11 protein-coding genes are annotated in these 13,142 nt (G+C 42.0%); 7 read left to right on the top strand and 4 right to left on the bottom strand.

Features of this window, described 5'->3' with window-relative positions:
* Window positions 1-19: 19 nt before the first annotated feature.
* Window positions 20-1,201, top strand: a complete 1,182-nt coding sequence (locus FPZ43_RS00650; protein WP_146379924.1) for an AIR synthase related protein — start codon at window positions 20-22, stop codon at window positions 1,199-1,201.
* Window positions 1,202-1,344: 143 nt separating this feature from the next.
* Here FPZ43_RS00650 and FPZ43_RS00645 read toward each other — a convergent pair whose 3' ends face one another.
* Window positions 1,345-4,662 (bottom strand): TonB-dependent receptor, encoded by a 3,318-nt coding sequence (locus FPZ43_RS00645; RefSeq protein WP_146379923.1) that lies wholly within the window; start codon window positions 4,660-4,662, stop codon window positions 1,345-1,347.
* Between the two features lie 323 nt (window positions 4,663-4,985).
* Between FPZ43_RS00645 and lpdA the strand changes: the two genes are divergently transcribed.
* Window positions 4,986-6,374: a dihydrolipoyl dehydrogenase gene (gene lpdA, locus FPZ43_RS00640; protein ID WP_146379922.1), complete on the top strand. Its 1,389-nt coding sequence runs from the start codon at window positions 4,986-4,988 to the stop codon at window positions 6,372-6,374.
* A gap of 164 nt (window positions 6,375-6,538) precedes the next feature.
* Here lpdA and FPZ43_RS00635 read toward each other — a convergent pair whose 3' ends face one another.
* The gene (locus tag FPZ43_RS00635; RefSeq protein WP_146379921.1) at window positions 6,539-8,170 is read right to left on the bottom strand and encodes a carboxylesterase/lipase family protein; all 1,632 of its coding nucleotides are present in this window, start codon (window positions 8,168-8,170) and stop codon (window positions 6,539-6,541) included.
* 90 nt (window positions 8,171-8,260) lie between these two features.
* Here FPZ43_RS00635 and FPZ43_RS00630 point away from each other — a divergent pair, with 90 nt between their 5' ends.
* The 3 genes from FPZ43_RS00630 (at window position 8,261) to FPZ43_RS00620 (ending at window position 9,785) form a co-directional block, all read left to right on the top strand.
* Window positions 8,261-8,989 (top strand): NUDIX hydrolase, encoded by a 729-nt coding sequence (locus FPZ43_RS00630; RefSeq protein WP_146379920.1) that lies wholly within the window; start codon window positions 8,261-8,263, stop codon window positions 8,987-8,989.
* A gap of 17 nt (window positions 8,990-9,006) precedes the next feature.
* Window positions 9,007-9,285, top strand: coding sequence for a SelT/SelW/SelH family protein (locus FPZ43_RS00625; RefSeq protein ID WP_146379919.1), 279 nt, complete (start codon window positions 9,007-9,009; stop codon window positions 9,283-9,285).
* Between the two features lie 65 nt (window positions 9,286-9,350).
* Complete coding sequence (locus FPZ43_RS00620; RefSeq protein ID WP_146379918.1) at window positions 9,351-9,785, top strand: RrF2 family transcriptional regulator; 435 nt, start codon at window positions 9,351-9,353, stop codon at window positions 9,783-9,785.
* 32 nt (window positions 9,786-9,817) lie between these two features.
* Here FPZ43_RS00620 and FPZ43_RS00615 read toward each other — a convergent pair whose 3' ends face one another.
* The gene (locus FPZ43_RS00615; protein WP_146379917.1) at window positions 9,818-11,362 is read right to left on the bottom strand and encodes a tetratricopeptide repeat protein; all 1,545 of its coding nucleotides are present in this window, start codon (window positions 11,360-11,362) and stop codon (window positions 9,818-9,820) included.
* 144 nt (window positions 11,363-11,506) lie between these two features.
* On the opposite strand from FPZ43_RS00615, the gene FPZ43_RS00610 reads away from it, so the two are divergent.
* Complete coding sequence (locus tag FPZ43_RS00610) at window positions 11,507-11,707, top strand: hypothetical protein (protein WP_146379916.1); 201 nt, start codon at window positions 11,507-11,509, stop codon at window positions 11,705-11,707.
* A 65-nt stretch (window positions 11,708-11,772) separates the two neighbouring features.
* Here FPZ43_RS00610 and FPZ43_RS00605 read toward each other — a convergent pair whose 3' ends face one another.
* A complete protein-coding gene (locus FPZ43_RS00605; protein WP_146379915.1) occupies window positions 11,773-12,492 on the bottom strand; it encodes an RluA family pseudouridine synthase in 720 nt (239 codons plus the stop codon).
* Between the two features lie 134 nt (window positions 12,493-12,626).
* Here FPZ43_RS00605 and FPZ43_RS00600 point away from each other — a divergent pair, with 134 nt between their 5' ends.
* A complete protein-coding gene (locus tag FPZ43_RS00600) occupies window positions 12,627-13,142 on the top strand; it encodes a hypothetical protein (protein WP_146379914.1) in 516 nt (171 codons plus the stop codon).

The following is a 13,142-nucleotide window of genomic DNA, read 5'->3' as shown; positions in this document are numbered from 1 at the left end:
TTAAGCAGTATATTTGCCCATGAATTCTTCGCAAAGATACGATCAACGTGGTGTATCTGCATCAAAAGATGATGTACACAATGCCATTAAAAATATTGACAAAGGCGTTTTTCCTAAAGCTTTTTGCAAAATAGTTCCCGATATATTGACTAACGACCCTGCATACTGCAATATTATGCACGCCGACGGCGCAGGCACAAAATCGTCATTAGCCTACACCTACTGGAAAGAAACCGGCGATATTTCGGTTTGGAAAGGTATTGCTCAGGATGCGATTATCATGAACCTGGATGACCTGCTTTGTGTAGGCGCTACCGACAATATCCTGCTTTCATCAACCATTGGCCGTAATAAAAACCTGATACCGGGCGAAGTTATAGCTGCGATAATAAACGGCACCGAAGAAATTTTAGCACAACTACGCGATGCAGGCATCGGCATCTACTCAACCGGTGGCGAAACTGCCGATGTTGGCGACCTTGTACGTACCATCATTGTCGACTCTACCGTTACCTGTCGCATGAAACGTGATGAAGTGATCTCCAACGACCGCATAAAACCCGGTGACGTAATAGTTGGCCTTGCATCATACGGGCAGGCTACTTATGAAACTGAATATAACGGCGGCATGGGTTCAAACGGACTAACCTCTGCCCGTCATGACGTATTTAATAAAACTGTTGCTGATAAATACAGCGAGAGCTTCGACCCTGCAGTGCCTTACGACCTTGTATTTTCGGGCAGTAAAAACCTTACCGACCTGGTTGATATTGGCAACGGACAAACGGTTACAGCCGGTAAATTGGTGCTGTCAGCAACGCGAACTTATGCTCCAATCATTAAAGCTATGCTTGATAAGTACCGCAGCCAGATAAACGGCATGGTACATTGCAGCGGTGGTGCGCAAACTAAGGTATTACACTTTGTCGACAACCTGCACATCATCAAAGATAACCTGTTCCCCATTCCACCGTTGTTCAAGCTGATACAGGAAGAATCAAACACCAGTTGGCAGGAAATGTACAAGGTATTTAACATGGGCCACCGTATGGAACTTTACGTACCCCAGGAAATTGCCGAAGATCTAATATCCATTTCGAAAAGCTTCGGTGTAGATGCCCAAATCATCGGCCGTGTTGAAGCCGCAGAGCAGAAGCAAGTTACAGTGACATCGCCTTATGGCGAGTTTGTTTATAACTAAGACCCACTATTTCAACAGGAAAGCCCGGAGTGATCCGGGCCTTCCTGTTAGATTCAATTTGGCAATTATTCAATAAAGCTCTATAAAACAGCAAAGCCCCCGAAGTTCGGGGGCTTTGTTGTTGGAAATTATTTAGTTAGTGCTTAGTTAAAGATATAACGAAGACCAAACTGCATGTAGTAAGTAGAGTTTAAGCTAACATCATCACTAAATGTGCTGCTGATAAGCTGGTTTCTGTAAGTAGCCAACCTGAAAGTTGGAGGTACAGTATTGCTAACCAAAGCAGCATTAGTTGGAACCAAGATGTTTGGTGTATTAACAAATCTCTGGATACCAGATTTTTTGCTAATTAAGTTACCTACGTTAAATATATCCATAGTGAATTGTAACGTATTACGTTTACCGCCTACGTTAGTGAATATATCCTGGATCAATTTAAAATCAAACTGGTTTCTCCATGGATATTTAGCACCGTTGCGCTCAGCATATTTACCCATGTTTTTGCTCAGGTATTTATCTTGTGCAATGTAAGCAAAGAACGCATCACTTTGCTGCTGCGGAGTATATGTAACAGCTGTTGCACCTGTACCAACTGTAAGTGGTACAAAAGTGATTTCAGATGGGTTTTTAGGGATGTAGATCAAATCGTTGGTTTGGCCATCGCGGTTAAAGTCGGCTGTATAACCATATGAGAACCTGCCTTGAGTTGATCCTTCATAGAAAACAGATACAGTTGTAGCCAAGTGCTTAAGGTATTCTTTACGGTATGATACGCTTGCAATTAAACGATCTGGCACAACGTAGTTTGCATAACTCAGCTCAGGGTTGTTTGAATTACCATTGTTTTGGTAAGTTAATGACCATGTATTTAACAATTGGTCGCCGCTACCATCAAACTGGTTTTTAGCCTGGCTTTTGCTATAAGCAATCATACCTGAAAAACCGCTTGCAAATGTTTTTTGCAATTTAGCAGTTAAGTTCCAGTAGTAACCTTTACCACCATTTGTTAATACAATAGCGTTAAAGGCGTTAGTTCCTGTACCGTTAACGGTACCTGCACTGGTTAAAGGATTAATAAATTTAGCTGCGTTTGCGGCAGGATAAAAATATCTGTGATCAGGGCTGGTTGAATTTAGAGTTTGTGGATTAACCAAGTTAGCATTGATACCCCTAACGGTATTTATGTCTTTGTTATACAAACCTTCCAACGTACCTATAATTCCCCAAGGCAATCTTGCATCTACAGCTAAGTTTGATTTCCAGGTTTGAGGGAATTTAAGGTTCTCGTCCATTACGCTGATAGCGCTTGGGATAGAAGTACCTGCAGCCGGAGGAGTAGCCGGCAAATAAGCTTTTGGATCCGGATTGAACGGACCAGGAGTATTATTTTGGCCAATATAAGTTTGAGTGAACTGTAATAAACCAGAGTCACCCGCCTGAGAAACGATCCATACGAATGGAATAGTACCTGTAAATATACCGGAACCACCGCGAATTTGTAATGAATGATCGCCTTTAACATCCCAGTTAAAACCAAGACGTGGAGATACCATTATTCTTGATCCTGGAAGTTTGCCCGTATTGATTCTTCTTCCACCATCAAAGGTTAAAGCCTCAACTAAAGGATGGGTACGAATTTCGCTTACACCCGGGTAAGTTGGCAAGTCGAACCTGATACCTGGTGATAAGCGGAAATTACCGAAATCAATATCATCCTGACCGTACAACGAGTACTGGGCAAATTTAAACATAGGGAACTGTTGCGTGTAGCCCGGGCTAAGAGGATAGGTTATAGCATAATCAACCGGTTTTTGACCAGTAACAAAATCGTTCCATGAAGCAAAGGTGTAATAACCTGTACCAAAACGCTGGAAGCCATTTGTCACTTTGCTAAACTCGGCCTGGCCACCCACTGTAAAATTGTGTATACCTGAGTTCCAGGTTACGTAATCATAAATTGAAGTGGTTTTAACATCACGTAAGTTACCATAAGTAAATGGCTCATAACCAAATGAAGTGTATGGCAATGTAGTACCAGAACCGTCTGACTGCAAGATATCAACAAATGGGAACACTTCGCTATCAGAGCTACGTGGATCATTCTGATGATCATATGAACCTCTTAATGTATTTGATACTTTTTTACCAAACAAGAAAAAGTTTGAATTCAACTCAGCAGCTATCGAATAAAGGTTTTGGTCTTGATAGTAGTTCGAATTAGCGAACTGCATGCCGTATTGGCTCGTACGCGTTTGCGAAAAAGCAGCTAATGGGCTTCTTGATGTACTTACAAAACTTGGCGAGTTGCTTTCTACCTGGTTGTAACGAATGTTTAAACGGTTGTTATCGTTAATGTTCCAGTCTAAACGAGCAAGCAACTTGTTGTTTTTGCTAATAAAATCATAACCTTGATATGGGCCAGTTTCATAACCGTAAGTAGTTCTCAGGTAATCGCTTATCATGTTAAGGTCAGACGCACTTGGCCTTTTTACGTTTGTTGTGTTACCAACTGTAAAAGGATTTTCAGGCGTTGAAGCAGTAAATTGCTGACCCGGAGATGTAGTTTTGCTAAACTCACCATTCAGGAACAAGAACAATTTATTTTTAATAATCGGGCCACCAACTCTAAAACCTGTTTGGTTTTGCTGGAAACGTTGCTTAGTAAAAGGAGTGTTATCACCAACCTTGTTACCTTGCTGATTTTGGTTTCTCCAGTAGGTATAAACCGATCCAGATACATCATTTGTACCGGCGCGGGTTACCGCGTTTACTGCAGTACCAATAAAACCTGATTGTTTAACATCAAACGGAGCAATGTTAACAGAGATCTCTTCTAACGCATCCAGCGATATTGGCGCGCCATTAGCTGGCAAATTGCTACCTATACCAAACTGGTTGTTGAAGTTAGAACCATCAATAGTAATGTTGTTTTGACGGTAGTTACCACCTGCAATAGCACCGGTGCTATTTGATGACGCTTGTGGAGTCATCCTTGTTAGCTCATTAATATTACGGCCAACAGTAGGTAATGTTGCAATTTCGCGGGTGTTAATATTAGTTGATGCACCATCGCGGCTTGAGTTCATCAGGCGGCTTGTGTTACCGGTAACAACAACTTCCGCCAATTGTCCGCTGTTTTGTAAAGTAACATTAAGCTGGTAGGTTTGGCCTAAAGACAATGTTACGTTTGAGAAAGTTTGTGGCTGGTAACCGATGTAAGATACAGTTACTGTGTAAGGGCCACCTACACGCATGTTTGCGATAGAAAACCTGCCATCGTTGTTGGTTGCGATTGCATAGTTTGTACCGCTTGGGCCGTGCGTAGCCCTCACTGTAGCACCAATTAAGGTTTCGCCTTTAGCGTCCTTAATTGTTCCAGACATACTACTGCTGGTTACCTGTGCAAAAGTAACAGCGGTAATAAAAAGGAACATGATTGAGAGAAGTAAATGTTTTCTCATACTTTGTTTTTTGTTAACCGTTAAGTGATTTAATTTTACGCAAAGATAAATATTACATCAATCGCCTATGTTAAGTTACTGTTAACAATATTTATATATTTTTCAACACTTTACATTTAAAACAGGTAATAATGAAACTGTTGTGATTATTACCTGACAATTTCGCATTAAATTTGATGCACTTGCACGGCCTACCCTACGCAGCACTTTGCGAGTTATTAAAAATCCGCACTATGGGCTTTTTCCATTTGTCGGCTTTTTATTTAGCTTTGGGCATTTATTAGGCAAGTACAAAACACAAACAGACATACATTAAACTATATATGGATTACGATTTAATTGTTATAGGATCGGGCCCTGGTGGCTATGTTGCCGCAATTCGCGCATCACAACTTGGTTTAAAAACCGCAATAGTAGAGAAAGAGTCGCTTGGCGGTATCTGTCTTAACTGGGGCTGTATCCCAACCAAAGCACTATTAAAAAGTGCGCAGGTATTTGAGTATTTAAATCACGCTGCCGACTATGGCATAAACACTAATGGTGGCGAAGTAAACTTTGAAGCTGTAATTAAACGCAGCCGCGGCGTCGCCGATGGCATGAGCAAAGGTGTACAGTTTTTAATGAAGAAAAACAAGATCGATGTTATTATCGGCTACGGTGTATTAAAAAGCAAAGGCACCGTTTCCGTTAAAAGCAACGATGGTACAACCAAAGATTTTACTGCAAAGAATATTATATTGGCTACAGGCGGCCGCTCAAGAGAATTGCCTAACCTGAAACAAGACGGTAAAAAAGTGATTGGCTACCGCCAGGCCATGATTTTGCCACAGCAGCCAAAATCAATGGTAGTGGTAGGCTCTGGCGCAATAGGTATCGAGTTTGCTTATTTTTATAACGCTATAGGTACAAAGGTTACCGTTGTAGAATACCTTGACAACATTGTTCCTTTAGAGGATGAGGAAGTATCAAAAGGCCTGTTACGCAGCTTAAAAAAACAAGGCATCAATATCATGACCGGCTCAACTGTCGAGTCGGTTGATACCAGCGGCGAAGGATGCCGTGTTAACGTTAAAACTGCAAGCGGCAACCAGGTACTTGAGGCCGATGTTGTTTTATCTGCAATTGGCATCTCAACAAATATTGAAGGTATTGGCCTTGAAGAGAACGGTGTTAAAACCGACAAGGGCAAAGTATTAGTTGATGACTTTTACAAAACCAACGTTGACGGCGTTTATGCTATCGGCGATATTGTAAAAGGCCAGGCGCTTGCTCACGTAGCATCGGCAGAAGGTATTATCTGCGTTGAAAAAATTGCAGGTCATAGCCCCGAGCCTTTAGATTATAATAATATCCCGGGTTGTACATACTGCTCGCCAGAAGTTGCATCTGTAGGTTATACAGAGAAAGCTGCAAAAGAAGCAGGCTACGAAATTAAAGTAGGTAAATTTCCTTTCTCTGCATCGGGTAAAGCAAGTGCTGCGGGCGCAAAAGACGGCTTTGTGAAAGTAATTTTTGATGCCAAATACGGCGAGTTCCTTGGCGCGCACATGTTAGGCTACAACGTTACCGAAATGATTGCAGAAGTTGTTACAGCACGCAAACTGGAAACAACAGGACACGAGATCATTAAATCAGTGCACCCGCACCCAACCATGAGCGAGGCCGTTATGGAAGCCGCAGCAGATGCTTACGGCGAAGTGATACATTTATAAACGTTAGTTTTCATATAGAAGCTCATGCACGTTGTGCATGGGCTTTTTTTGTACTCCGAAATCCTACTGCAACTGAACAACCGCAAAAGTATCTTCAGGAAATTATTTACAATAAACGCCAATGCCGTAGAAGGCATTGGCGTTTATAAAGTTTTGCTTAAGGCCTATTTTAAATACTCTTTGTCCAAAAACAAATACCTCCCTCTGCCCTGCTCTGTTTCTTTCTCAAGCTTCGTGTTAACATCAAGGTTTATGAATGATGCAGGCTGATTTTTAACTACCCGGCTCCATTTGGGTAAACTCGCACCATTAGGGTCGCCTGTTTTGATAAAATTAGCAAAGTATCCTTCCATCGCTTCTGACACTTTGTAATCGGCAGGTGTCCAAGCGTAAACCTGGTTGGTTGCAAGGTTACCCATGGCATATTCAATTTCAAAAGCATGCGGCGCACCTGCGTAAGGTGTAGGGCCTTTAGGCGGCTCAGGCTTTGCATCTTTGCTTTTGGTAAAACCACCAGCAAGGCCGGGTGTAAGGTTCCCGGCTTTTTCTGTCATTGGCGGCTTCACCTTTGAAAACAAATACCGGTAAACTGACTTGCCTGCTGTTTGCGCATGCACATCAGCCCATTTCCATGTGCTGTATACAATAAACCTGTCGCTGGCCAATTCCGTGGCCGATTTAATGACTTCCGCTTCCGTTGCTCCCGGGTACAGCTTTAAAACTTCATCAGCTTTATCCTTGTAAAACATTTGCAATTGTTTTTTATAGTTTTCCGGAGTTGGCGCATTACCAAACATTACCGCCTGGTACGGAATTTCGGCCGAGTTCCAGCCAACCAATAAAGGCACTTTAGCCTGCTCGCCTGCGGCAAAAGATTCTACCGGCGGCTTCTCTAAAAAGTAACCATCAATAGTGGCTGACGATAGTGGCGGATTACCTTGTTTTGATGCTTCTTCCAATAATTTATCTGCAGGTAGTGCACGTAACGCGGCCAAAGTTGTAGCTCCAATTTTTTCACCGAATGTTACACCATTTGCTTCGCCATCAGCCAACGGAATAGCTGCCAGGGTTGGTTTGATCATTGCACCGCTCTCGCCAATAGCACCGGCTATCATGTTTTTAGATAGTGGCGATACCATTTGTGCCGACACCGCAATTGAGCCAGCAGATTCGCCCGCAATAGTAACACGCTTTGGATCGCCGCCAAAAGCTTCTATATTTTTTTGTACCCACTCAAGCGCCGCATGCTGATCGAGCAAGCCATAGTTACCTGATGATTTATGGGCCGACTCTTTAGTTAATTCGGGATGGGCCATAAAACCGAATACGCCTAACCGGTAATTTACGGTAAGCGCTATAATACCGCGTTTGGCCATGCTCTCACCATCGTAACGTGCTTCAGAGCCATCGCCTGCAACAAATCCTCCACCATAAAAATATACCAATACCGGCATCTTTTCTTTAGTTGCTTTTGCAGGCACCCATACATTTAAGTAAAGGCAATCTTCACTCATGCCCGGCGACCGAAAACCCATGTCGCCAAAAACTTTCTTCTGCATGGCGTTATATCCAAAAGCATCGCATTTACGCACGCCTGTCCAGCTGTTTATGGGCTGCGGCTCTTTCCAACGCAATTCGCCTATAGGCGGTTGGGAAAACGGAATTCCCTTAAAACTATGCACGCCCGATTTTTCGGTGACACCCTCAAGCGTACCATTGGCAATAACCACACGCTTTTGCGCTAAGGCACCGCCAGCTGTAAGGCATGCGATAAATAAAATACAAAATCGTTTCATAAAATGATAATTAGTTGGTGTTACAAGGTAGAAATATTTTATTATTGTAACAATATGTTACAATAATAAAATACATTACTGATTATCACATTGAAAGCATTTAAAACTGCAAATGAGAGCGACGCACGCGGCAATGGCTTTATACCCAATTTGGCTATAGATGTAGTTGTATTCGGCTTTCACGATAGTCAACTAAAAGTGCTATTGGTGAAATACAGCAAAACCGATTACGTTGCTTTGCCCGGCGGATTTATAAAAGTTGACGAAAACTTACATGACGCCGCCGAACGGGTGGCTAAAGAACGTACCGGCCTTAACAATATATTTTTAGATCAGTTTTTTGTTTTCGGTGACATGTCGCGCTATAATGCGCAACCTTTTCGTGAGGTAATGGAGGCAAATGGCATGCCTGCTAAAGCTGATCACTGGCTTTTGAATCGATTTATAAGCGTCGGCTATTTTGCACTGGTCGACTTTACCAAGGTAACCCCCACCCCAGATAAACTTTTTGATAGCTGCGGTTGGTATGATCTGAATGCATTGCCTGCGTTGATACAGGACCATGCTGAAATTATAAGCAAAGCCCTGAATGCACTGCGCGATAGGCTCGATGATAAATTAATTGGCTTTAATCTCCTCCCCGAAGAGTTTACGATGGGACAGTTACAGGCATTGTATGAAACGATTTTAGGCAAGAAGCTTTTGCGATCCGCGTTTCAGCGAAAGATGCTTGGCCTAAACATACTGGAACGGTTGGCAAAAAAATACACCGGTGCCGCCAACAAAGCTCCTTACCTGTATCGCTTTAAAGCTAAATAGTAATATCTTTATACGAGATGAAGCCTTTGATAACCATTGAATATTGCCCCAAGTGCGGATGGATGCTGCGCGCGGCCTACATGGCGCAGGAACTATTGACCACCTTTACCGATGATGTTTATGGCGTTACACTACAGCCAAGCGAAACATCAGGAAAATATAATATACGCGTAGATGATGCAGTGTTATTTGACCGTAAACAGCAGGGCCGTTTCCCCGAGATAAAAGAGTTAAAAAAACTTATCAGGGATACCGTTGCGCCAAACAAAAGTCTTGGCCACTCCGATAAGCCCTAACGATTGAATATGTAGGATTATGCCGAACAAATTTGTTTGTGTAGCTTTGTAAATTATTATAGTAAATGCTATCTAAAAAAACTAAATACGCTATAAAGGCCTTGGTGGTAATGGGCAAAAATATCGACAAGCCACCTATGCAGATCTCCAGAATTGCTGAACTGGAGAAGATCCCTAAAAAGTTTTTGGAGCAAATCCTGCTCGACTTGCGTAACGCGGGCTTTCTTTACAGTAAAAAGGGAGCTGGCGGTGGTTATAGCTTAAACAAAGATCCTAAAGATATTTACCTGGTAAACATTTTGCGTATTACCGATGGCCCTATTGCTATGGTACCTTGTGCGAGCCTTAACTTTTACCATCGCTGTGATGAGTGCCATCAGGAACACACTTGCGGCATACGCGATGTTTTTGTAGAGGTTAGAGATGCTACGCTAAAGATATTATCTGAAACCAGCATAGCAGATATCATTGCACGAGAAACAAACCTGATAAACCTTTAAAGGCTTAGTTGCATAGCCCTCACAAGGGCAAACTATTTATCGTTGCCTTTTTTATCGGCATCCATTTCCTGCTGGTGCAGTTTTTCAGATATATTAATGATGACTTTATCCAAATGCTCTGCCGATTCCACAAGGTATCGCTCGCTCAACTGGTAATCGGCAAGTTTGTTTTCGCTGTGCTTGAGCACATCAACCACGCCCAAAATATTAGTTACGTGCTTACGCACCTCATGCGAATTGATAAAGGCCAACTCTTCGCGCTGGGCTGTGTATAATAGTTTCTCGTAATGGCGCTTTTGCTTAACGTTACGATAAAACAAAGCAATGGCAACTATGCTAAGTGCAGATACTAATACAATAAATAATAACCAAAGCCGCTCTCGTTCGTAAACTTCTGTTTTCTGATTATAGCTGTTCTCGGTTTCATCAAGCTTAATTTGCGATGATATATCACCTACCTGCATCAGGCGGCTGGCATTTTGCTGCGACTGCTCAAGTGATAACTTATAATTTATTGCAGCAGTTTTAGTGTCCCCCTGGCGCTCGGCTATCCAGGCTAGTGTTTCAAACAAATGATACTTAATTTCCGGATGATTATTATCAGTGCTAGTTGCAAGCAACCTGTTAGTTATAGCCTTAGCAGAATCGAGCTGCCCGCTGGCATAGTAAGCATCAGCAAGGTTTTGATCCTCCAGCTCACTTGGCACGTAATCCTTTTGCAATTTGAGTGTTGTTATCTGCTCTATTGCCCTGCTATAATTCTTTCTTAGTAACGAAAGGTAATAACCGGTGCGCTGCTGGTATGTAAATAGCTTATAGTTTTTATTTTCGGGATCGTGCAGGCGGCGGTTAAAATACTGTAACGAATCGTAATCTCCCTTCCTGAAGAAGTTTTCGGACTTATTATAATAGATAGTAGCGAGTAAACGCTCCAGGTTAACCTTGTCGTCCTTCAAAAGCGTCATGGCCCTATTTAATGAATTTAGCGATTCGGCATATAACCCTGTCTTATAATAAAGGTCTGACAGGTTTATGTTTAACGAAGCTAGTATACGGTTATCTTTCAGATCAAACTTAACGTTTGCAATCTCTTTAGTCGCTCGTCTGTAATTATAAATAGCCCCAATGAAATCGCCCTCATCAGTTTGTATGAAACCAAGGTGGCTAAAAAATTGCACAAGCAAAATAGGTTCGTCGTCGTCCTCAACCTTCTGTATGGCTTTGGCCATTTCTATTTCAGCATCTTTTAACTTATGTTGCTTGTAGTATGCAAACCCTTTCATAAAGCTGGCGTAAGCAGCTTTATTATGCAAATCGTATTGATTAAAAAAACGATTGAAAGTATCTTGTACGGCTTGTACTTTGTCTGGCTGCGAAGCGCTGATATAATTTTTTACGAATATAATAACGCGGCGCTGCTTTAAAAACAAGTCCTTTTGTTGCAGGATATCTACCAGTGTATCCTGGTTTATTTTGGGCTGTGGTTTTTGCACATTGCTGTCTGCCAGCACCCTAAACGGCACAAACGACAAACACAACGCTACACAACTTATAAGAATAAGTAACTTCCTAAACATCCAAAATATTTTCTATAAATGTACACTTGCGATTGAAAAAAACAAACAAGGTCGAAACAAACTTTTAGCAATAACGTATAATTTCAAACGGAACAAATTATTGATTAACTTTACAAAAATTTTTTACCCCAAGAAACCCGTAAAATGAAAAAATTTCTATTTTTAGTTATGGCAGTTGTCGCCACAGGTGTTTATTCATGCCAGAAAGACAATTCGGTACAGCCGGCTGCGACAGGTAGCGCGCTAATGACCAAAAAAGACACTGTACCTCCGGTACCGTCTGCAATGCGTGTTGCAAAGGATACAGTTCCACCTGTGCCTAATGCGCAAAAATCAAGCAAATAATTTTAAACAGGCTTAAAACCGAAGGCCCTTTGTACTATGTACAAAGGGCCTTTTTTATGAGCTAGTTAGCTATCAAACTTTTCAAGCTGTTTTAGCAGCGTATCAAAATCCTTGGGATATGGCGCATGTATGGTGATATCGTTTCCATTTAAAAGCTTAAAAGAAACCTCATAAGCATGAAGTGCAAAACGCTTCATAATTGGCAGTTCTTCCTGATCCTTACCCAAATGGTATTTACGTTTTATCTCTGATAAAAATACCGGCTTTCCCTTGTACATTTCATCACCGGCTATTGATGCGCGTTGTGTGGCCAGGTGTATGCGTATCTGGTGCATACGGCCGGTAACGGGCCTGCACTCTACCAATGTGTAATGCTTGAAGTACCTTAAAGACTGAAACCATGTTTCCGCACGCTTACCATCCTGCCTGCTGATGGTAACGCTGCTTTTGCCAATATTTAGGATAGGCAGATCAACTAACAAGTTTTCAAATACGTGCGTACCATCTATTACTGCATGATAAACCTTCTTAACCTTCCTGCGCTCAAACTGCATGGATACACTACGGTAGGCATCAGGGTTCTTGGCTATAATAAGTGCGCCCGAGGTTTCCTTATCAAGCCTGTGGCAAATTTGTGCATCATCGCTGTATTGCTTGGCCAGCCTCAGCATATTAATCTCTCCTCCCTCCCGCTCATCTAATGAGCTTATAAAAGGCGGCTTATTCACAACAATTATATCGTCATCCTCAAACAATATGAGGTCGGCAAATTTCGGAAACTTCATAGCCTGCAAAAGTACGGTTATTTTTTTACTCTCCTATTAGCCCGCCTTGTAACTGCCGGCTTACAAACAAAAGTATTTTACTTACTGTTAAATAATTACCTGACAGCAATATGTTCATTTAACATCAAGACATCATGGGTAATAAAAGCACACAACCGGTTGCAAAAGGTTTTTTTGAAAAGATAAAAGAATCTATCGAAGAATTTTGGGACGGTACAAAAGATACCACTGAAGATTTAAAAGATAAAGCCGAAAATAAGATTGACGACGTTAAAGATACGCTAGATACCAAGAAGGCTCCGGCACGGCGTAAAACGTCAGCTGCAAAAGCAGAGGTTGCAAAAGAAGTGAAAGCCACAAAGGCAAAGGCGACTAAAAAAGCAGAAGCTATAACCGCCGAAAGCAAAAAGGAAGCAACAGCTGTAAAACGTAAAGTGGCAGCAAAGACTAAAACCGTTAAGGATGCAGCCGAAGGCGGCAAAGTTGGCACTGCTAAAAAAACAGTTGCTGCGCCGAAGGCAAAAGCTGAGAAAAAAACTAAAGCTGTAAATGCCACAGCAAAGGCGCCCATTATAAAGAAAGGGGCATCTGCAAAGGCAGCAGTGATACGCAAAAAGTCACAGGCGATTATCAAACAAAACGTCGAGTAA

This window comes from Mucilaginibacter pallidiroseus, from assembly GCF_007846085.1.
Classification (GTDB): Bacteria; Bacteroidota; Bacteroidia; order Sphingobacteriales; family Sphingobacteriaceae; genus Mucilaginibacter; species Mucilaginibacter pallidiroseus.
This window is presented reverse-complemented; position numbering and strand designations above follow the sequence as displayed.